The following is a 23,267-nucleotide window of genomic DNA, read 5'->3' as shown; positions in this document are numbered from 1 at the left end:
TGTTAAAATGTCCAAATTTACAACAGCGAGTTGTTATGTATACTAGCCATACGCCAATGATGCAACAATACTTAAGCATCAAAGCTCAATATCCTGATATGCTTTTATTTTATCGCATGGGTGATTTCTATGAATTATTTTTTGATGATGCAAAAAGAGGTGCTCGTTTATTAGATTTAACGCTAACTCATAGAGGACAATCAGCAGGAAAACCTATCCCAATGGCAGGAATACCCTATCATGCTGTTGAAAATTATTTAGCCCGACTTATTAAGAAGGGTGAATCTGTTGCGATTTGCGAGCAGATTGGTGATCCAGCCACAAGTAAAGGGCCCGTTGAAAGGCAAGTAACACGCATTATTACACCAGGTACTGTCACCGATGAAGCCTTACTAGATTCGCGGCGAGACAATTTATTGCTTGCTATTTATTTTTATCGACAACAATTTGGTTTGGCTTGGGTAGATTTAAGTGGTGGTCGATTTTATCTATCAGAAGCCAAAGACGAGAGCCAATTGCAAGCTACTATTAATCGTCTTAAACCAGCTGAAATTCTTATTGCCGAGAATTTTTCATTTTCTAAATTTCAAGCAAACCAATCTGTTATAAAAACGCGTCCAGCTTGGGAATTTGATTTACAACGAGCGCGTCAATTATTATGTGAGCAGTTTGCTGTAAATAACCTTAAAGGACTAGGTGAGCCAGACTATACTAATGCTTTTCCCGCTGCAGGCTGCCTATTATTTTATTTGCAAGCGACCCAGCGTCAAAGCTTACCGCACTTAAAGCACTTAACGCTTGAAAAAGATGACGATTATTTGCAAATAGATGCTGCAACACAAAAACATTTAGAGCTCTTTGAAAATTATCAAGGAGAACGTACTAACTCTTTACTTGCCATTCTCGATCATACTGTTAATCCTATGGGTAGTCGCTTACTCAAGCGTTGGCTAGGTAGACCACTACGCCAACATAAACTGCTTCAGCACCGCCTAGATGCAGTGAGTGAATTACTTATTAATCGACAAGATATTAAACTTCATACTGTATTGAGTGAGTTTTGTGATATTGAAAGAATATTATCTCGGATTGCTTTACGCTCAGCTAGACCTCGTGATTTAGTCAGCTTAAGACAAGCATTATCATTATTACCTTCTTTATTAGAGGCTTTAACAACTAATCAGTCTACTTTAATTAAACAACAAATTAGGCAATTAACTCCTCAGCCTGATTTAGTTGATCTTTTAACTAAAGCAATTGTCGATACACCGCCCGTTCTTATTCGTGATGGTGGCGTTATTGCTCTAGGTTTTGATGAAGAGTTGGATGAATTACGCGCTTTAAGCACGAATGCTAATGAGAAAGTTTTAGAATTAGAATTCAACGAAAAACAGCGTACAGGCCTATCGTCATTAAAAGTGGGGTTTAATCGCGTTCAGGGTTATTATATTGAATTAGCGCGTGGCCAAGCAGATAAAGCCCCTGCTAATTACCAACGTAAGCAAACGCTTAAGAATGTTGAACGCTACATTACGCCTGAATTAAAGGTATTTGAAGAAAAAGTCTTATCTGCCCAAGCTAAAGCGCTTGCTCGAGAAAAATGGCTTTATGATAACTTATTAACTGCCCTTATTGATTATATCCCTACTTTAAAAGATATTGCTGATGCTTGCGCAAAACTCGACGTACTAGCCAATTTTGCCGAGCGAGCTTACAACTTTAACTGGTGTAAACCGACATTGGTATCGGAAGATATTATTCAAATCAATCAAGGACGTCATCCCGTTATTGAGCCCCTTTTAAAAGAAGAATTTATTGCTAATTCTCTTATACTTAAACCCAAACAAAATATGCTCCTTATTACTGGCCCAAACATGGGAGGTAAATCAACATTCATGCGCCAAAATGCTTTAATTGTGTTATTAGCGCATTTAGGCAGCTATGTACCTGCAAAAGATGCTATAATAGGCCACATTGATAAGATATTCACTCGTATTGGTGCAAGTGATGATTTAGCCTCGGGACGTTCAACGTTTATGGTTGAAATGACAGAAACGGCGCACATTTTGCGGCAAGCAACTGAAAAAAGCTTAATATTAATTGATGAGATTGGTCGAGGTACAAGCACTTATGATGGGATGGCACTTGCCTATGCCACTTGTGCCTATCTTGCTAGCAAAGTTAAAGCATATACTTTATTTTCTACTCATTATTTTGAATTAACGCAATTACCACAAATATTCCCTTGTATTAAAAATGCTCATTTGCAAGCTAAGCTAACTCAAGATAAGATAGTTTTTCTATATCGCCTGGAAGAAGGTTATGCAAATCGTAGTTATGGGTTAGAAGTCGCGCAACTTGCAGGTATCCCAGCAGAAGTTCTTGAGCTTGCTACTCAATATCTACAGACTGTACCTTCTATTAAAAAACCTGAAGTAAAGGCTAATGAGAAAATAACTAAGCCTGAAAACAATATTCTTAAGCTTTTAGCAGAACTTGATATTGATAATTTAACGCCCCGTATGGCTTTTGATCTAATTTGTAGATTAAAACAAGAAACAGACCACGTATTATGTTAATGCTTTAACAAATATGAACAATAGACCTTTATTAGCAAAATATCAAAGTGATTAGTCACAAAATTATAGTTGAGAATTAAGTATGAATAAAACAGTCCGCTTGCTCATTATTATTTTATGCCTACCTTTATTTATTGCTGCCGAAGATGTCAAAAACATTCAAATTAATGGTGTAAGTGGGAAATTACTTGATAATATTCAAACAAGACTAACTGAAATTGCGCAAAATAAATCGTTAAAAGAGGAATCAGAAGAAGAACTAAAATCGCAGGTTGAAAAGGCAATGGCCCCTTATGGTTTTTTCAAACCAACGATTCGAATTTCTTATCAACCTAATAAAACTATTTTTAATATTATTCCAGGACCAAGATTAATAGTAACTAAAATTGACACAAATATTATTGGTGCAGGAAAAGATAATCCTCGTTTCATCCAAGCTCTAAAAGAATTGCCTATTAAATCAGGTAAACCTTTCAATAGTGCTAATTATGAAACAGCTAAACAAAATTTAATGAGTGTTGCTGAACAAGAAGGTTATCTACGAGCCTCTTTTGAAAAATCTGAAGTTCTTATTGATAGAAAAAAATATATAGCTACTATCATTCTTATTTTTGATACCGGGCCACAATATTACTTTGGTCAAGTTCGTTTTGACCCAACTTACATTTCACCAGATCTTTTACATCGATTCGTCCCTTTTAAATATGGTCAGCCTTATTCAGCTGACAAGGTTTTAGAATTTAATAATTATTTAAGCGGCAGTGGCTATTTTAAAGCAGTTAATGTGCAACCTAAACAAAATGAAAAGTCACAAATTATTCCTATTGATGTTCATTTGCAGCGGGCATCAAGAATTAATTATTCTCTAGGTTTAGGTTTTGGAACAGATACAGGTATTCGTGGTAAAGCAGGTGTCCATATTGCCCCTGTTAATCGAGCAGGACATAAATTTAATGCAGTTGCTTTAGGCTCTTTTAATGAAAATTCCTTACAAACACAATATGTAATTCCGGGCAAAAATCCTATTACTGATCAATATGAAGCACTGGGTAGCTTTTCTAATTTAAATTACAATGCGGCTTACAGTAATTCGCTATTACTTTCATTAGCCCAACGTCATAATTTACCTACATTCCAACGCTTATTGTCTTTAAATGCACTTTTTGAACGTTTTAACTATGATAATCAACCTACATTTGAAAAAACGACTAAAAACACATTATATCCTAAGGCTACCTTTACTTGGCTTAATAAATCTGATCAACTTTTCTCACCCAATGGTTATAAGTTAACTCTAACTGGGTTAGGCGCGACTAAAGCACTACTTTCTGATATTAATTTCTCGCAAGTGTTGCTTGATGCCCGCGCTGCCTATATGGTAGACCCTATCAGAACACGCTTCTTTTTCCATACTATTCAAGGAATAACGGTAATTAATGATATTTATCAATTACCCGTCTCCCTAGGTTTTCTATTAGGTGGCTCCGATAATTTAAAGGGTTATAATTATAACGCTTTAGGACCTGGTAAAATTTTAACCTATGGTGGTATTGAGGTTCAAAAAGAAACAGTAGAAAATTGGTATGTTATTGGTTTTTATGATGTCGGTGATGTGTATAAACCTCACTCTAAGAATGTTAAGCAAGATGTTGGACTTGGCTTAATGTGGGTCTCCCCAGTTGGGCCTATTAAAATTGGTATAGCACAGGCGATTGAGTCAGACTTTAAAATGACTTCCGGTAAAAAACCTAAGTTAGTTATTAATATAGGACCTGATTTATAATGCATGTTATTTATCGAACACTTAAGATTACGTTTTACAGTTTGCTAATTACCCTCTTATTATTAGCTACTATTGTACTTTTCTTATTAGGAACTACGCCTGGTTTATGGACGTCAATAAAAATTGCTCAATATATTGTACCAGGTAATCTAAGGGTTAATTCTGTCAAAGGAAATATTTTTAATCATATTGGACTTAAAGAGATCGCTTATTCTGATAAGGATTATGCTGTAAACATATCTAATTTAGATCTAAATTGGTCTATAGCCGATCTATTAAAGAAAAGGTTAACAATTAATAATTTGCAAGTTGATGAAGTTAACCTTGTTATCGTTTCAAAAGAGCAAGAAACAGTAACCTCGGACTCTAAGCTTACCTTACCTCATTTTAACTTACCTCATTTACCCCTAAGCATTGTTATTCATAATGCAGATATCAATCGTGTTAAAATTAACCAAATTAACTCAACTAAAGAAATAGAAAAGATTCACCTACAAGCTAACCTTACTAATCAGCAATGGCAATTTCAGAACGTTAGCTTAATAACGAATGGTCATATTGTTCAAAGTGATGCAGTTATTAGCTCAATAATGCCTTACCCAGTAACTGCATCCGCTCAAATACAACCAGCTCACTTAACACAAGTTGGTTTAAATGGGCAAATTCACTTAAGTGGTAATTTTCTTAATTATTCTCTTACTGGACAATTTACCAACCCGACCCCTTTTACTGTTAAGGGCAATATTATTAACGGCTCACAACTAAATTTAGTGGGTAATTGGGAAAATTTAACCTGGCCTCTTACTAAAGATTATCAATTCGTCAGCGAACAAGGTCAATTAAAAGTAAATGGCGAATTACCTAATTTAACGCTGGCGTTAAATGGACAAATTAAAGAACCTCTTTCCTCTACCTTACAGATAAATGCAGCTACTACTGCTACTGGGGCACATGCAAAGGCAAGCCTTTTATCTAAAGTAGGTAATGTCAATTTAGATTTATCTTATGATAATAATCAATTGCCTCATTTAAAAGGAAACTTAAAATCCCACTTAGCCGACGAAGATGACAAATTAGGCTTACCGATTAAACAAGTTCAGGCTGAAAATTACTTTTCTGGTGAATCACTTCCTACGCTTTCCTTATATAGCCAAATCACTGGACGCTATAATGACAGTCCGGTTAAAGTAATTGTCCATTATAATAAACAAACTTTAGAAGCTGCCATAGATTTAGGTCCTAACCATTTTCAAGTGAATGGCTCTGCACCATTCCCTTGGAATTTGAAAGCATCTATACCCCAACCGTCATTGCTACATCCTTATTTGAATGGCCTAAATACAACAATTACCGCTGAAGCTGCATTGTCAGATGAGCAAAAAGGCGATTTACAACTTTCTATAAGCAAGGGTGAGTTTAAAACTCCTGAATTTACTAAGGTAAATTTTGCAGGCGGAAATATAGTCGCAAAGCTCGATGAAACACAACTGCGTGCCACAGGTAATCTAATTCTAGATGACGCCAAGAAAATGCTTCTTTCGTTTAGTTTACCAAAATTTAACTATTTTAAAGGTGACTTAAAACAGCAAAGTGTCAATGGTAATTTACAACTTATAGTTAATTCCTTAGCTTTTTTAAGCGATTTTAGCCCTGAGATTAAAAAACTTGAAGGTCATTTAGGCGCGAATTTAAAAGTAACTGGCACACTTGGTAAACCTACTATTGATGGCGAAGTGCAATTAACTAAAGCAAGTATCGCTATGCCTAGCCTAGGTATTAATCTAAATCCAATCCAATTAACCTTACTTAGTAGCGATAAAAAATGGCAAGTGCAAGGTGAGGCTGTTTCAGGCGGGGTTCCTTTATTTATCAATGGTAAGGGTGAATTTATGCCAAGTGTTAAAGGAGCACTTACTGTTAAAGGTGAACACGTTCCCTTAATCTCTAGCAAAGAGTATTTGATTAATATTTCACCTAATTTAAACTTTGAATTTACTCCTTCTGATTTAAAGATGAAGGGACAGGTTCTTATACCTAAAGCTATCATTAAACCGCAAACATTTTCAAATTCAGTCAGTTTAACTGATGATGTAGTCTTTGTTGATAAAAAGGAATCGCCCAATCCCTACGATATTGATACTGATGTTAAAATTGAAATGGGCGATGATGTTATGCTGACTGTAAAGGGGTTAGAAGGCCACTTAATAGGTGCAGTTAACCTTCGCCAGCTCCCACAGGGCCCCTTAACAGCGACGGGTAAACTAGATGTAAAAGATGGGAAATATCAAGCTTACGGACAAGATTTAACTATTGAAAAAGGTCAACTTTTATTTACTGGTGGATTAATCAATAATCCTGCTATTCAAGTACGTGCTATCAGAAAATTTAACAACACCACTAATAATACGCTTGCCGGTTCAAATCATTTATTTGATTTTAATTCTTCTAATATTCAAACACTGGATTTTGGTAAATACACGACAGTGGGTATTGAGGTGAAAGGACGCTTAAGTAAGCCCAAAGTGGAATTATTCTCAGTGCCATCTACTTTATCTCAAGCGGATATTTTATCCATGCTACTTCTTGGTAGACCAGCAAACCAAGCTGATAAATCAGGCGCCCAATTAATATTAGCTGCAGTCTCAGCCCTTAACCTTGATTCCAGCAGTGGAGGTACGCAGCTCTTATCTCAATTAAAGAAAGGCTTAGGCATCGATTTTAATATAGAAAACAATATTCAATATAATCAAAAAACTAATGAAAGCACCGATAAAACTAGCTTAGTTATAGGTAAGTCTTTATCAAAAAGGTTATATCTAAGTTATAACGTTGGTTTATCAAAAACAGATACCAATGTTTTAACTTTAAAATATTTACTTAATAAATTTTTTAGTGTGCAAGTTAATGCTAGTACGACAGGTAGTGGCATTGACTTATTCTACACCCATCAGAAGGACTAAGTTGTATGTTAGATTATCATTTACCTTTACGCTTAAAAAGATTACGTCGCACGCCCCTAATTCGAGCAATGGTGCAAGAAACGCGTCTACATCCACAACAGTTTATTGCGCCTATCTTTATAGACGAAGCAATTAATATCAAGCGCGAAATTACTAGTATGCCAGGACAGTTTCGACTACCCATCTCTGATTTAACCGAAGAGATTGAGGAGATTTCTAATCTTAATATTCCAGCTGTTTTATTATTTGGTATCCCTACTCATAAAGATGAAATTGGCAGCGCCTCGCTAAATTCTACCGGTATTATTCAACAGGCAATTCAACGTATAAAACAAGCTAATCCTAATCTGGTGGTTATTACAGATGTTTGCTTTTGTGAATACACAAACCATGGTCATTGTGGCGCTTTACAAGATGAGCTAGTTGATAATGATACAACATTAGCATTGTTAGGTAAGCAAGCAGTTAGTTATGCAGAAGCTGGTGCAGATTGGGTTGCGCCTAGTAGTATGACTGATGGCATGGTTGGTGCCATTCGCCAAGCACTCGATAACGCCGGTTTTCAGCAAACAGCAATTTTGAGTTATGCTGTAAAATATTGCTCCAGTTTTTATGGTCCTTTTCGTGAAGCAGCACAAGGTGCCCCGCAATTTGGTGACCGTAAGACCTATCAAATGAATCCTGCCAATAGTAATGAGGCTTTAAGAGAAGCGGCTATTGATTTGGAAGAAGGCGCGGATATGCTTATGGTTAAGCCTGCTATGAATTATTTAGATATTATCTATAAAATTAAAAATCATTTTCCTGAAGTGCCTTTAGGGGCTTATCAGGTAAGTGGTGAATATTCAATGTTAAAAAATGCTATACAGCAAGGTCTAATTGATGAAGAACGAGCAATAACTGAAAGCCTTTTAGCGATCAAACGTGCTGGAGCTGATTTAATTATTTCTTATTTTGCTAAGGACATAGCTCGTTTATTAAGACAATCGATTTAATTTAGTTTGCGGACGCTATTAATTATCTTAAGTTTGTCCTAAAGAGATTATATCTTTTGTCGTGATATACTCATGTCAGTGTAACGATTCACGGTGTATGTAATTAAGGAATATGAAGTCATCATCTTTCCTGCGCGGGAATGACAATTAAAATAAATAGGTTCTAAGCAGAAAAATTTGCATACCTGAACAGTTTACATGTCGCTGTATAAATGTTTTCAATGTTGATAAGCAATTTTAAGCAGATATAGCTAGATTCCTTAATAAATTTATATTAGCCAATAATCAAGAATGTTCTTCACATGTCATTGAGTAAAAAAATGAGCTTAATAAGCTCATTTTTAAACGGTTAAGTTCTTTTAAGTCAATACACACTATTTAGTCATGACTGGCGGTTCAGCACTGTCCATGGTCCATACGGCTTGTAGCGCAACTAAATCAGCTTTCCCTTTAGCTCTCGCGTTGATATTATAAGTACTGCCAGCACCAGCAGGATCAGTTCTATTGATAGGTACGCTACCAATACCAAATAGATGGGTATACCCGAAATCTACCCCTAAATTTTGATTATATTGGTAATGAGTACCAGCTGATAGTGCCCAGCGATCAGAATCAGCTATACGTATATCACGAAATTCATCAACCGTTGGCGTTTGATCATAACCACCACCTACACGAACTAACCATTGATTATTAACACGATAATTGGCACCAATAGATGCACGCCATGTGTTACGGTAGTCCGTAATTGATTCAGAAAATAGTCTAGCTTGCCCTCTTCCGGCTGCAAAACCAGCTACTTTATATAGTTGAATAGAACGTAAGGTATGCCAATTTGTATAGACAACAGAGCCTAGTAAAGCAAGGCTTTCATTAACATCATGGTAACCACTTAAGGTGACAATATCTGGTAGCTGAACGCTATTACTTGTAAGATCATTACTCCAGAACACGGGATCTCCAATCGCTGAAGCAGCAAGAATAGCAGATGCAGGCGTTACGTTAACTAAACCTGGTCTTGCTAATGGACCTGTTAAACGACTCCAACCATGAAACTTATGATTAACTTGCGACTGATAATTTATACCAATTCTAGAGTGGTTGTCATTAAACAAGGCTAAAGCACCAGCATGAAAACCAACGCCAAAGGAATCGCCTTTATTATATGAATAAGAGTCAAGTATTGTTGGGCTTAATCCTGGTACAGGTAATTGACCAAACGCAGGCGAACCAAGAACTCGATTTAATTTTACTCTTGCATACTGCAAATCAATACCAAGACCTAACGACAAATTTTCAGTTACTCGGCCACCAATTTCAGGCGCAAGGTTAGTTGTAATTACTTCACTATAAGTCGCTTGATAACGAACGGGGCCTGTTCTACTCCAATTGGTAGCTAATCCAAAAGGCGCATTCATGGTTAACCCAGCTGTAGCATTTGGACCTAAAGGGTAAGCCAAATGAAAGAATGGTACAAAACCATCATCTGCACCATCTAAATCATGAAACGATTGAGTATAAGTTCTTAAAGCAGGAACAGGAACAGTCTCAGTAAAAAATGTACTTGTCCCAGTAATTTTAGAGGAAGGAAAAATTCCTACGCCTCCAGTTACTACTTGTGGATTATGTATTAAAGCTAAACCAGCGGGGTTATACCAGCCAGTTGATGCGTCAGCTACTTCAGCAGCAACACCAGCGGCAAAGTTTCCAGTAGCTACAGCACTTGATTCCGTATATAGGGAAAAACTTCCAGCATAAGTATTACTTACTAAAATAGTAGCAATTGTAGTACTCAGGATTGTTCTCATAGGTTTTTGTATGCTCGACACACCTAACTCCTTACATTATAAAATGCATCCTAAATCTGCAGAGCAGAACATAATAAATGAATTAAAGTTATTTTCAAATGATTCTCATAAAAAAATTATAATTAAATCAGCGTATTATGCATATAAAATTCAACATGCATATCTAGGAATCATAATGGTTTTTTATTACAACCAGGACTTACGAAAAATACCAAAATTAAGACAAAAAATAGGTTTAATGAGGGAATTTAGATAGATAGACTAAATAACCGAATTAAACCTGTTTTTTTAACGAAGAGATTAGTGTTTTTCGTAAGCCCTAACAAATTTAACTCGCTAACTTGTCAGATAAAGGACTCCATGATAATGTGGTTTTTCTTTGTGCGGACAATTTTATGCAACAAGTAGTGACAAAATTTGGCGGTACCAGTGTCTCCTCTTTACAAACCTGGGAAAATATTGCACAAATTACAAAGCAGCATATTAAAAGTGGTGTTCAACCTATTATTGTCTGCTCAGCTATGGCTCAAATTTCAAATAAACTTGAGAAAGCAACTGAAGCCGCCTTATTTGATCAACATAAAGCCATTGAAGATGACATTATTGAAAGTTATCTCTCCCTTGCTCAAACACTCAATGTTTCACCCGATTTAATTAAAATTGAGATTGCTCAACTTAATCAATGGTTAACAGGTATTGCACTACTTAAAGAAGCACCTGCTAAAACGCGAGCTCAGATTTTAAGTTTAGGCGAATTAATGATGACCCGACTTGGTCATGCTTTTTTACAAAGAAAAGGAATTTCTTGCCTATGGTTTGATGTCCGTGAAGCCTTGGTTTCAGTGCCTGTCGCTGGTAATGATACTATTAATTTTCTAACGGCACGTTGTCATTGTGATCCAAACCCTGAACTTAAAAAAAGGTTACTTAATTCAGGTACGCAAGCCATTATTACTCAAGGTTTTTTTGCTGCTAATCCGCAAGGTGATACTGTTTTACTTGGCCGTGGGGGTTCGGACACATCAGCAGGTTTACTCGCTGCCATTGTCGGTGCGAAAAGTTGTGAAATTTGGACTGATGTACCTGGAATTTATACAGCCAATCCTCATCAATTTCCACATGCACGTCTTCTTAAACAACTCAACTATGATGAAGCTCAAGAAATTGCTTCTATGGGTGCTAAAGTTCTCCACCCTAATTGCTTACCGCCCGTACGCCAAGCTAATATCCCTTTGATTGTAAAATACACAAATATGCCTGAACATTCAGGCACACGGGTTACTCAAGATAGTGATGAGCTAGCGCCACCCATTAAGTCAATTCAAATAAAACATAGTATTGTTTTAATTTCTATTGATACTTTAAATATGTGGCATCAAGTCGGCTTTTTAGCTGATGTTTTTGCAGCATTTAAACACCATGGTTTTTCGGTTGATTTATTGTCTTCATCCGAATTTAATGTAACCCTATCTTTAGATACTAATGCAAAGCTTCATGAAAGACATAATCTTGAAGCATTAATAGAAGACTTAAATCAATTTGGTAAAGCAAAAATTATTGAGCCTTGTAGCGCCATTAGTTTAGTTGGTCATCATATTCGTACAATTCTTCCCAAACTAGGCCCTACCCTAGAAGTTTTTGAAGCTAAACAAATATATTTAATGTCATTGGCTTCGAATGACTTAAATTTAACTTTTGTTGTTGATGAATCACATGCAGAAAAACTCTGCCAGAAACTACATAATTTGCTTATTGAAAGTAATCCCCAGAGTTTTTACTACTCAAAAAGTTGGCATGAAGAGTTTGGTAATCCTGGGCAACGTAACATTCCTTGGTGGGAAAACAAACGTGATAAATTACTTGATTTAGCATATACCCATTCACCCTGCTATGTATATGATCGTGAAACGCTTATAAGACGCGCAGATGAATTATTAAAATTGCAAGTAATTGATCAACTATTCTATTCTGTTAAAGCAAATGCTAATAGCGATATTTTAAAAACTTTTTATAGTAAGGGGCTAGGATTTGAGTGCGTCTCTATCAATGAATTACAATTCATACTAAAATTATTTCCTGATATTGATCCAAAGCGTATCTTTTTTACTCCTAACTTTGCACCTAAACACGAATATGAATTTGCCTTATCTCTAAATTGCTATTTAACTATAGATAGCTTGTATCCTTTAGAAAACTGGCCAGAATTATTTAAAAATAAATCGATTTTCTTACGCGTTGATCCAGGAAGTGGCGCAGGTCATCATAAATTTGTCTGCACAGCCGGAAATGAATCAAAATTTGGCATACCACAAAGTGATTTAGAAATAGCACATAAACTTATTGCTGAACACCAAATTTCTGTGGTCGGCCTGCATGCTCATTCTGGTAGCGGTATCTTAACAACGGAGCTTTGGCAAAATACTGCGCAAATGTTAACCTTGTTATTATCCTTATTTCCTGATGTAAAAATTGTGAATCTAGGTGGGGGCTTGGGTGTCGTTGAAAAGCCAGGGCAACAACCTTTAGACTTGGCTGCTTTAGATGCTGCCCTGCTTGCTGTAAAAACCCGTTTTTCACATTTATCCTTTTGGTTAGAACCAGGACGCTACTTTGTCTCTGACAGTGGTATTATTCTAGCTAAAGTTACCCAATGCAAAGAAAAGGGCAAAGTACGATTTATCGGCATTGAAACAGGTATGAACTCTTTAATACGGCCTGCTTTATATGGCGCTTATCATGAAATTGTTAATTTAACTCGCTTAACAGATGAAAAAACAGATTTTTCGCATGTGGTTGGCCCTATTTGTGAATCGTCAGATACCTTAGGATATGACCGTCTTTTTCCTCGAACCTTTGAAAACGATATTATTTTAATTGCTAATACAGGTGCCTATGGCTATTGTATGAGTTCTAATTATAATCTAAGACCTCCTGCACAAGAGTTAGTAGTAGATTAACTATGCTTAAGGATAGTAAGCAACGGGAACAGGCGACTGATCCAAGGTATTCTTTTATTGTTCAAGCACCAGCTGGCTCAGGCAAAACAGAGTTATTAACACAACGTTATTTAAGACTACTTAGTACAGTAACTTCACCTGAGCAAATTGTTGCCTTAACTTTTACCCGTAAAGCAGCCAGTGAGATGCGTGAGCGGATAATAACTGCCTTACAACGGGCAGAAAAAGGTGGCGCAGCTAATACGCCCCATCAGCAATTAACCCAGCGCTATGCTAAAGACGCTTTAAATAATAGTCTAAAATATGATTGGCAGCTTCTTAAACAACCCGGCCGCTTAAAGATCATGACTATTGATGCGTTGTGCCAAACCATTAGTCAGGCAATTTTTTTAAATGATGAACAAATTCCTTATGCTAAAGTAAGTGAAGATCCACACGACCTTTATCAACAAGCTATACGCGATTGGTTAACTGATGTACTTAACAAAGACTTTTTGCACGAGCCTTTAAAAATATTACTTCATCATCTTGATAATCGCCAAGATCGATTAGTTCTTTTACTAAGTGATTTACTTAAAACTCGTGAGCAATGGTTGCCTGCTGTTTATGCAGCACATGAGCAAACAAAGGAAAATTTTGAACAAGCTCTCTACTTGATTGAACAACATGAATTACAGCGTTTTCTTGCTAGTTTTCCTTCAACACTATGTGAAGAGTTACGTAAACTATGTGCACAATTTGCCATGCTTGATTTAGAAATAAATCAAACAAGACAACCGCTACGAGAGTGGGCGACAGTCAATCAATTTAATCGCGCAATAGCGAATTGTTTAGCTTCTTTACTGCTGACAAAAGATAATAAGTTACGAAAAAGCTTTGATCACCATGTAGGTTTAAAAAGAGACAGTTGTAACAAAGAAATTTATGAGGACTTAAAAACTAGAAGTAAAAATATTTTATATAAGTTAAGCAACATACCACATTTTTTAAAATTACTAATTCGTTTAAAAAACCTTCCAGCTCCCTATTATAATGATGAGCAATGGGAGATTTTACAAGCACTTCTAGCGCTTTTACCTTTGTTAGCTGCTCACCTACAAGTTACTTTTTGTACCAAAAATCAAGTTGACTTCACTGCTGTTTCACAACAAGCGTTACTTGCACTTGGCGATGATTTATATCCTACAGACTTAGCCCTTTACCTTGATCATACAGTTCATCACATTCTTGTTGATGAATTTCAAGACACCTCTTTACAGCAATTTCAATTGCTTAAAAAGCTTGTTCAAGGCTGGAGCACCGACGATGGTAAAACATTATTTATTGTGGGTGATCCCATGCAATCCATTTATCGTTTTAGACAAGCTGAAGTAGGATTATTTATTAAAGCCCGTGAAGAAGGATTAGCCAGCATTAAGTTAATACCACTTGAACTTAGTGCTAATTTCCGATCCACTTCTGTTATTGTTGATTGGGTCAATGAGCATTTTAATTCTATTTTTCCTCCCCATGATGACATTGAAACAGGCGCTATTTCGTTTCATCACTCTAGTGCTGTAATAAATTCACCTGCAGACAGCTGGATAAAAGCGCAACAATTTAATGATAGACAGCAAGAAGCGGAAGCAGTTGTTCAATTAGTTGAACAAGAATTAGTTAAGTACCCAAAAGATACTATCGCTATCTTAGTTCGATCGCGTACCCATCTAGTAGAAATAATTCCCTTACTGCGGCGGAAAAATATTTCTTTTCAAGGGGTAGAAGTTGAAAAGTTATCAAGTTTAGCTCATTTAGTTGATATTTGGTCATTGACTAAAGCGCTACTGATGCCTGCTAATCGTCTGGCTTGGTTAGCTGCTATGAGAAGTCCTTGGTGTGGCCTATCTTTAAAAGACTTATATTATATTGCTAATTTTAATAAGCATCGCTCAATCTATTATACCCTTGCCCATTTAGATAAATTAACTCAATTAAGCAAAGAGGGCTTAATTCGCGCCCGTTATTTCTATACCGTTATGCAACGGGCTTTAAACACTCGTCAACAGAAACCACTAATAGAATCCTTAATTGAAATTATTAAGCAGTTGCATGGTGATTTACTTTTAAGTGATTCACAACAATTAGACATTGAACAATTTTTTAATTTGCTCAATAGATTTATAAAAGATGGACAAATTAATGATGTAACACAGTTTGAAATAGAGTTCAAACGACTCTACTCTCAAAATACGTCGTCTTCACGACTACATATTATGACTATTCATAAATCCAAAGGCTTAGAGTTTGATACTATTATTCTACCGAGTTTAGGCAGTAAATCGCAGCAGCAGGATAGACCTCTAATTCGTTGGTTAAAATTACCTAGACAAGTTGGTGATGACTTACTTCTTATGTCACCGATTCGGGCAGCGCAGCAGGAGCAATGCCTCTTATATAATTATTTAACAGATATTGACGCCGAAAAAGATAGCTATGAGCAGCAACGCCTTTTATATGTTGCTGTTACACGCGCTAGAAAAAGGCTTTATCTTTTTGACAATCACCAAAAATTAACACTTAATACCTTGCGTGAATTCTTAAGTAAACAACCATTTGCTTCCATAGATTACCCCACTCCAATGGCTAACCTACAAATGATGTTACCCCTATTAAGACGCCTACCTTTAGAGCACTATATAAAATCCAAAGAAATCCCACCTCTAGCAAGATCAAATATATCACTCGAACAAGATATACTTACGAAGCAAACAAACGAAGCTATTTATGAACTGCTCTATTGGATTTTTAGCCACCATCCAAAAAATATTACTGAACTACCTTGGATTATACTTCAGAAACGATTGCAAATGATGGGCTTTACTCATAGTGAGCAAACTAAAATCATTATTACCATTCAAGCCCAAATTGAAGCAATGCTATCAAGTGAGCTTGGTCAATGGCTTTGTAAATTACATACAGATGAACGTAATCAATATGAATTGCTAGTTAATGAAGATGGTTTTATTAAAACGAAATTAATTGATAGGACTTTTTATGATCAGGGCGCCTATTGGCTAATTAATTTTAAAACAACACCGGCTACCCAAGAACAGCAACGATTAGATCAAGAAGAATTAAATAAAAATATAGAATCTTTGAAAGAGATCATCAAGGTGCCAATGCAATTAGGAATTTATTATCTTCCAACCCAATTTTGGCTATCTTGGAAAGTCGAAAATAAAGCACAGATTAATACTTGTATATTGCCCTGATTCTATTAATACAAAAATCTTTTATCTCTTTTCCACTAACCTGCCATTATTTTGTGTTTAACTTTAACTACGCATGACTATCCATTAGACCCTGCGTACCGCACCTCATTAGACTCTACGTACTGCGACTTGGTCGCGGTATCTAGAATAAAATCGGTCGCCTTTAAAAATATAGGAATTAAGGACAGAAAGTTGTTGATTGCTTTCAGTTAATTTCATCATCACCTGCATGCCTTGGACAAGCCGAGCCACTTAGGCGGTAAAAAAGTTAGAGGGCTGTAATTTAGCCCTTACACGTAAACAATAAAACCAGCAGGTTGTTACTTTAAATTAATTTAAGCATTGCCTGCTTGGAGGTGACCAGGGCTAGGTGTTAGAATATAACTTAGTTTATATTAAATACTTAACACCGAAGCTTTGGAAAAGCTAGTTTCTTCCTGATGCTTTAACTCTTTTGCATCAAAAACTTTTATCCCCTGCTGACGACATTTTTGCAACTGCTTGATAAAATCATCATCATTAGGATATAACTCATATAATCTTTGCTCTGAAATTTTATCTATTCGGTTATATTCTAAATCTTCTTCAAATTCCTTGCGATCATAATAGATCTTTCGTGCTTTTGTTTCTGCTATCTGATCTTGATAATACTTATCTTTTAAAATAGGTTTGTGTAAAATTTTTATATAGAATTTAATTTGTTCGATACATTGAGTAAGCTGCTGTAATAAAGTTTTAATTTTTACATCCTGTGGCGTTGTAGTAAGCTTGGCTTGCTGCTCAGCACGCCATAAATTAAAGTGCTTTATAAAACTATCAATAGCTTCTTCTTTTTCTTGGATAACGCCATTGTCGCAAAGCTGATTTAAGGGATGCTTCATCTGCAAGAAATCACGTTGTAATTTATAAAGACATGGTTCTTTACTAGCTTTGCTACTTCCTAAATCATCTATTAACTCAAGGAGGGTTAACTTATAGGCTTCAGCTTTTTGCATTAAATAAAAGTAATAATTATCTAAAGCTTGATCATTCTTTAAGTCATCAAATACATAGCTGACTAGTTGTTCTTGTTCAAGATTAAGTTTATCAATAATAATTAGCGCACTTTGCGTTAATTTTGATAGAAAGGGTTTAGCGCGTGCCTGAGAAATTAACTCTTTTGCTAGCTTAATATGTAATTCTTTAGTTTCTAAGGTTTTTAACAATTTCTCTATTTTTTCCTGAAAGTTATCTTCTTTTAGAAAACTCTCTATTTGGACTAAATAACTATTAAAAAGCTTAGTACTATTAATTAAACTAACCTCATTGCGTTTTGCAGTAACTGGCGACAAATTTTCTTTTATATTTTTAAATGAATTTTTACCATCTCGCAACGACTGAGTGTAGGCTGATTCTTTACGAGAATAATGATAAAAAAGCTTAAGGTTAGATAAAAAATAATTTATATGAAGCTCATAGTATTTACAATATCTATAATCTTGTTTATTAATTTTAGCTTGATCAATTAAATTTCTTAACTCGTTTATTCGTTCATCAATAGGCGAAACGAAAGGTAAAAAACTAAAAAAGTTTTGAACTTTAATTCTCAAAGCGCTCGGTAACTGCTTATCTAAACATATTTTTAATGACTTAGAAGATTGAAATCTCATAATTTTAAATAGTAGACCAAGATTTGGTTCGCTATTATCCATAATGATAAATTTATGTCAATAAGAAATCATATTCTATCAATTTGAGTAAATTAAATTTATAAATTAATCTATCTTATCTTGATTAACTGAAGATGCTGATTCTTCTTTTATTAATTGATCAATAACACTTTTTTTAATCACCCAATTTTTAATAACAGTTTGATTAATTGCCTCACAATTATCACCAAACCATGGTCCTAATTGAACTATCAACAAAGGAATAGAACTTTTTAAACAATTATTGACCTTATGCTGTATTTCTTTTTTACATAAATCGCCCTGTTGATAACAAGAATCAATCAAGTTATTAATTAATGTTTCCCAATTTTCAGGAGGCTCAGCACCTAGAAATTCTTTATTTAATACTTTAGGTAAACTATTTTTTACTATCCATTTTACGCGTGTAGGCGACATCGGTTTTTTACATAATTTTTCTTCAAAATCTTGTTTTAAATCCTTTCCAATAAGAGATGTTTGTTTTAAGTCAGGACAAGCTAATTGTTGCGACTCTGCAAATAAAGGGTAACAATAGAACCCAGCAGTTACGATTAGAATTATTTTTAATAATTTCATGATCATCCTTAAAATTATTTAATTGAAATTGGTCAATTTACAAATAAATCAATTCAGTTATTATAGTCTAAAAATAATTACCCTATTATTACCATGACTATTTCTTCTTACTCTGACGAGGTTTTACAAACAACTAAAGATGAACTTCTAAATTTAACGGCAGCAGAAATGAGCTTGAAACTTAACGAAGAGAAAGAAGGAAATCACCTTGGAGTTTATCTACAGGCAGGTTTTCCTGTTAATTTTTTACAAACCCACTACATACCGACTATTAAAGCAAAATTGGAACATGTTTATCCATCTTTAAAAGTTGATGTTAATCTAGACTTTTTTATTAAAGCCCATCGAACGCAATTAGCAGGCAAAGGATTACGTGGTGTTAAAAATACAATTGCTATTGCCTCAGGTAAAGGCGGCGTAGGTAAATCAACTGTGACCGTTAATTTAGCTATCGCATTAGCTCGTGCTGGCGCACGTGTAGGAATTTTAGATGCTGATATTTATGGACCTAGTATTCCCTTAATGCTTGGTCAGCATCAACCAGTTGAAATTAGTGGAGAGCACTATTTACCTGTGAAAGTGCATGGTATTGAAGCAATGTCAATTGGCTATCTCATGCCAAGTGATGAACAAGCATTAATCTGGCGTGGCCCTATGCTTGCTAAATCTCTCATACAAATGTTAGATTTAACCTTATGGGATGAACTAGATTATTTATTTATTGATCTTCCTCCCGGGACTGGTGATATTCAATTAAGTTTAGTGCAGAAAATTCCTTTAACAGGTGCAGTTGTTATTACCACACCACAGCCTGTAGCAACGCTAGATGCTCAGAAGGCAATTCAAATGTTTGCAAAAACAAATATTGATGTATTAGGTATCGTCGAAAATATGTCTTATCACACTTGTAGTCAATGCGGTCATCAAGACAAGTTATTTGGTGAAGGTGGTGGACAAAAGTTAGCCTATAATTTTAAACTTCCGTTACTTGGCCGATTACCTTTAGACCATCGTATTCGCAATCACTGTGATATTGGCCAGCCTACAGCAATATTAGCTAATAACGAATTAGCAGCAATTTTTACTAAAACAGCATTAAATTTAGCCATTAATGTAGCAAAGAAACCTTTAAATTACGCTGACCGATTCCCACCTATTGTGGTCGAATAACCTCTAAAGTTGGCGAACTATAAATTTTTATATAGGATATGTTGACACTTAGTTGTTACGATAGGTAAGAACTGAGCGTCAAAGCACCTAATTAGACATAAGTTTATCGACTTTTTTTCTCATCTTTACTAGTTGAACGACGACTTGTATTTTTAAGGCTATTTTTAAGTAACGCCATAAAGTCAATTAAGTCGTCATTTTTCTCCTTAGGCTCTTCTGCTTTTCTTTTCGTTGACTTTGTCGGCTTCTTCTTCTCAATCCATTTCATTAATGCATCACGATATTCATCATGATATTTCTCTGGCTTCCATTTTGCACTCATTTCCTGAATTAAATCAGTAGCAATTTTTATTTCACGATTATTAATATGATAAGCTTTCAAACCCTCATTAGGAAAGTCAAATTCGCTTTCATTACGAATCTCCTGATGGTAACGAATAACATATAAAATCAAAGCTTCTTCATGGGGTAGAATTAAAGTTAAATACTCTCGATTACGAATGACAATTTTAGCAATACCAACTTTTTCAGTTTTCTTTAAAGCTTCCCGCAATAAAACATACGCCTTTTTATTAGAACTATCTGGAACCATGTAATAAGGCCTATCAAAATAAAGACAGCTAATATCACTTAAATCGACAAATTCTTCTATATCAATCGATTTAAAAGCTTCTGGTGCTGCGTGCTTAAAATCCTCATCATCAAGAACAACATAATTACCTTTTTGAAATTCATATGCTTTAACAATTTCATCCCAAGGAACTTCTTTGCCTGTTTCTGCATTAACACGTTCATAGCGAACCCGCGATTGATCGCGTGCATCTAAAAGATGGAAACGCAATTCATTTTTTTTCTCTACAGGGTATAAATTGACAGGAATTGCGACTAATCCAAATGATATATATCCTTTCCAAACTGGTTTTGCCATAATCCTTCCTGTTATTGATGTTAGATCAATCCTTAATTGAGTATAGGATAAAATACTGAAGTAGATCAGCCTGCTTTTCGAAATTTATAGAGTTCTTACCTAACCTGTGAATCCTGTTTTAGTACAAAGCGTAAACGTTTTGAGAAGTGGCATTTACATATCATAGGAGCACCACAGGAATGTTTACAGCGCAGCTGTAAAGAAAAAGACGCAAGTTATACAAGAATTCTATTGTGGCATATGTGTTTGATTCTTAGAGATGAACTTATAGAGTATGATACCCAGCAAATTTACTGAGTATCATATCCAGATGATTTTCTAGATTATTGAGCGCCACCACCTGTTCCAGTAGCGCTACCGCCAGTTGTATCTCCACCTGTAGTACCAGTACCTGTAGTACCAGTACCAGTGGTTCCAGTAGTCGTCGTGGTAGTACCTGTTGTGGTAGTAGTATCAGTATGACGGCCAAATAAGAAATAAAGCACAAGTGCAGCGATAATAATAATTCCGATTATCGTTAAAATTCCCGTACGCTCATTGTTAACCATGTTATTCTCCTTGAATCATAATTATTTAAATAAATTAATCTTATTGCCCAGCTCCGCCTGCACCACCAGTTCCCGTGCCGCCTGTAGTGCCTGTGCCCATTGAACCACCTGTTGTACCAGTTCCACCTGTAGTGCCTGTACCCATAGAGCCACCTGTTGAAGTGCCTGAAGCACCATTGCCCATAGAGCTATCTGTATTACCTGAGGCATCAGTACCCATATCAGTACCTGTGCCATTCGTATCTACACCACTACCCGTAGTCATAGTATCATTCATACCATCACCTATAGGATCGGTGCCTGTTACATCACCACCTGTAGTATCAGTACCCATAGAATTATCAATACCAGAATTATCTGTGCCAGTAGTTGCACCAGTGGTATCGATACCTGTACCTGTATTTGTGCCTGTAGTATCAGCACCTGTGCCGGTAGTGGTAGAATAACTACCATTTGACGAATCATTTGTTGTATCTGCATCAGAAGATGCAGCAGCATTAACAGAAGAAAAGACTATAGTAGTAAGCATTACTGAAAGTATCCGTTTCATAGCAGCGACTCCTTTATTTGTTAATTTAAACATTTTTCTATTTTAGAAATGATCAGGAATTTAAACTCTCTTTCTAATCCCAAGTTGAATTGTTATTTAGCGTTGACTTGTTACTGATTCTAGCCATTGCTTATGTCGTCTTTCATCAGCCCAACCGCGGCTTAATATTTCAACAGCGTCAGGCCATATATATTGATGAGAATTAATGCGTTCGTAAGCTGTATTTGTATCTACTTCATTACTTATCATTGCTTTTAGAATAACTTCATCACCAAGCATATTTGCTAATACTACTTTACCTTGGGTAAGTAATTGTTTAAGGCTAGGTCCATCAGGTGCTTTTTCTTGGTGGCTTTCTAAGAGTGCTGTTATTTCTTGGACATGTCTTTGATGATCATTTTTAAATTCAGTTAACTTACTACGGTACTCAGCATTATCAACTCGATTGATAGCTGCTTCATAAGCTTCAATAGCATCATAATCAAGTTCACAAAGTTCGTATAAGGCATCCTTAAAATGCTCTTGGGTTCCAACTAATGTTGTCATTATCATTCCCTTGTTTATAATTTATTGACATCTATATCAAACGATACCTCAGTAAATCCTTTTTACTTCAAGATAAAGTCCTTTATCATAATATTACAAATTTAATAATTAGCAAGCGATTCCAGGAAATCAAGTTTGGGGATAAAACAATAATTTTATCCCCAATAAGTTTCGGGATATCGTTTATTTAACGACATAAAGAGCCTTTATCTCTTTATATTCCAAACTTACCTTTTACTTATCTTCATTGCGAAGTGGAATATCTATTTTCTTTTCAATAGTTCTTTTTTCCTTTTGCATCGCTAATTCCATTTCCTGTGCTTCGTTAGAAGATAACTCTTTTTTAGCATCTTTAAAAATTTCATTTTCTTCTTCTTCAATATGATGCATTAAAGAATCTGCCATTTTTTGAAATAGCTTTGACCAAGCAGCGCCATTTAAAGATTTATCTGATAAACGCTCTAACATTTGCTCAACTTCCTCATGCTCTTCTTTAGCATGAGGAATTTCTTCTTTAGTTGCCTCTTCCTTTTTTAAAGGCTTATAAAATACCTTTTCTTCAGCCTTGCTGTGAATAATAATTTCTTTTTTTAATTGGTTAAATAAATCATCCCGCTCCTCAGTAGCATGCGGATCTAAATGTAATATTTTATTAATTAGTTCTTTAGCTACTCTATGATCTTTTTTTAGATAAGTAAAAATACTCATTTTATTCTCCTTATACCTCAATAAAACAGTTCAGAGTTAAAATCATGTCATTAATTAAAGGTAATAATTTTCTATTAAAAACAACAACTTCTACAGTCATGTCCCTTTTAGTATACACTAATTAGCTTGAATTAATATTTGTTTAAATTTAGACCAGCTTATGAGTTAAGTATAGAAGTAAAATAGTGAAATTAACCAATAGACCTCTTGCCCAAGGATT

General features: G+C 35.3%; 15 protein-coding genes. 7 read left to right on the top strand and 8 right to left on the bottom strand.

Annotated elements, in window-relative coordinates:
• Nucleotides 1-35: 35 nt before the first annotated feature.
• The 4 genes from mutS (at nucleotide 36) to hemB (ending at nucleotide 8,317) form a co-directional block, all read left to right on the top strand.
• Entirely contained in the window at nucleotides 36-2,579 is a 2,544-nt protein-coding gene (gene mutS / locus E1P04_RS02010; protein WP_131781265.1) for a DNA mismatch repair protein MutS, read from the top strand.
• Nucleotides 2,580-2,661: 82 nt separating this feature from the next.
• On the top strand, nucleotides 2,662-4,362 hold the full coding sequence (locus E1P04_RS02005; protein ID WP_131781264.1) for an autotransporter assembly complex protein TamA: 1,701 nt from the start codon (nucleotides 2,662-2,664) through the stop codon (nucleotides 4,360-4,362).
• Nucleotides 4,362-7,322, top strand: a complete 2,961-nt coding sequence (locus tag E1P04_RS02000) for a translocation/assembly module TamB domain-containing protein (RefSeq protein ID WP_131781263.1) — start codon at nucleotides 4,362-4,364, stop codon at nucleotides 7,320-7,322. The genes E1P04_RS02005 and E1P04_RS02000 overlap by 1 nt, the downstream gene beginning before the upstream one ends.
• Nucleotides 7,323-7,327: 5 nt before the next feature.
• Nucleotides 7,328-8,317 carry a porphobilinogen synthase gene (gene hemB / locus E1P04_RS01995; RefSeq protein WP_131781262.1) on the top strand — a complete coding sequence of 330 codons (990 nt, stop codon included), beginning with the start codon at nucleotides 7,328-7,330 and terminating at the stop codon, nucleotides 8,315-8,317.
• 374 nt (nucleotides 8,318-8,691) lie between these two features.
• On the opposite strand, the gene E1P04_RS01990 is transcribed toward hemB, so the two are convergent.
• Entirely contained in the window at nucleotides 8,692-10,146 is a 1,455-nt protein-coding gene (locus tag E1P04_RS01990) for an OmpP1/FadL family transporter (protein WP_242604367.1), read from the bottom strand.
• A gap of 374 nt (nucleotides 10,147-10,520) precedes the next feature.
• On the opposite strand from E1P04_RS01990, the gene E1P04_RS01985 reads away from it, so the two are divergent.
• Both E1P04_RS01985 and E1P04_RS01980 read left to right on the top strand, forming a co-directional pair.
• Nucleotides 10,521-13,082, top strand: coding sequence for a bifunctional aspartate kinase/diaminopimelate decarboxylase (locus E1P04_RS01985; RefSeq protein WP_131781261.1), 2,562 nt, complete (start codon nucleotides 10,521-10,523; stop codon nucleotides 13,080-13,082).
• Between the two features lie 2 nt (nucleotides 13,083-13,084).
• Nucleotides 13,085-16,333 (top strand): UvrD-helicase domain-containing protein, encoded by a 3,249-nt coding sequence (locus E1P04_RS01980; RefSeq protein ID WP_131781260.1) that lies wholly within the window; start codon nucleotides 13,085-13,087, stop codon nucleotides 16,331-16,333.
• A 395-nt stretch (nucleotides 16,334-16,728) separates the two neighbouring features.
• On the opposite strand, the gene E1P04_RS01975 is transcribed toward E1P04_RS01980, so the two are convergent.
• Together E1P04_RS01975 and E1P04_RS01970 are read right to left on the bottom strand one after the other, a co-directional pair.
• Entirely contained in the window at nucleotides 16,729-17,982 is a 1,254-nt protein-coding gene (locus tag E1P04_RS01975; protein WP_165482652.1) for a hypothetical protein, read from the bottom strand.
• A gap of 105 nt (nucleotides 17,983-18,087) precedes the next feature.
• Entirely contained in the window at nucleotides 18,088-18,597 is a 510-nt protein-coding gene (locus tag E1P04_RS01970) for a hypothetical protein (protein ID WP_131781258.1), read from the bottom strand.
• A gap of 93 nt (nucleotides 18,598-18,690) precedes the next feature.
• On the opposite strand from E1P04_RS01970, the gene apbC reads away from it, so the two are divergent.
• Nucleotides 18,691-19,767: an iron-sulfur cluster carrier protein ApbC gene (apbC, locus tag E1P04_RS01965; RefSeq protein WP_131781257.1), complete on the top strand. Its 1,077-nt coding sequence runs from the start codon at nucleotides 18,691-18,693 to the stop codon at nucleotides 19,765-19,767.
• Nucleotides 19,768-19,870: 103 nt separating this feature from the next.
• Here the strand turns inward: apbC and ku are convergent, their stop codons facing one another.
• The 5 genes from ku to E1P04_RS01940 all read right to left on the bottom strand — a co-directional run bounded on the left by ku (nucleotide 19,871) and on the right by E1P04_RS01940 (nucleotide 23,047).
• On the bottom strand, nucleotides 19,871-20,695 hold the full coding sequence (ku, locus tag E1P04_RS01960; protein ID WP_131781256.1) for a non-homologous end joining protein Ku: 825 nt from the start codon (nucleotides 20,693-20,695) through the stop codon (nucleotides 19,871-19,873).
• A 323-nt stretch (nucleotides 20,696-21,018) separates the two neighbouring features.
• A complete protein-coding gene (locus E1P04_RS01955) occupies nucleotides 21,019-21,243 on the bottom strand; it encodes a hypothetical protein (RefSeq protein ID WP_131781255.1) in 225 nt (74 codons plus the stop codon).
• A 40-nt stretch (nucleotides 21,244-21,283) separates the two neighbouring features.
• Nucleotides 21,284-21,793, bottom strand: coding sequence for a hypothetical protein (locus tag E1P04_RS01950; protein ID WP_131781254.1), 510 nt, complete (start codon nucleotides 21,791-21,793; stop codon nucleotides 21,284-21,286).
• Nucleotides 21,794-21,889: 96 nt separating this feature from the next.
• On the bottom strand, nucleotides 21,890-22,339 hold the full coding sequence (locus E1P04_RS01945) for a DUF892 family protein (RefSeq protein ID WP_131781253.1): 450 nt from the start codon (nucleotides 22,337-22,339) through the stop codon (nucleotides 21,890-21,892).
• Nucleotides 22,340-22,573: 234 nt separating this feature from the next.
• Nucleotides 22,574-23,047, bottom strand: a complete 474-nt coding sequence (locus tag E1P04_RS01940) for a hemerythrin domain-containing protein (protein WP_131781252.1) — start codon at nucleotides 23,045-23,047, stop codon at nucleotides 22,574-22,576.
• Nucleotides 23,048-23,267 lie beyond the last annotated feature (220 nt).

This window comes from Legionella gresilensis, from assembly GCF_900639865.1.
GTDB lineage: Bacteria > Pseudomonadota > Gammaproteobacteria > Legionellales > Legionellaceae > Legionella_C > Legionella_C gresilensis.
The sequence above is the reverse complement of the archived record's forward strand: the minus strand, read 5'-3'. Positions and strand labels throughout refer to the sequence as shown.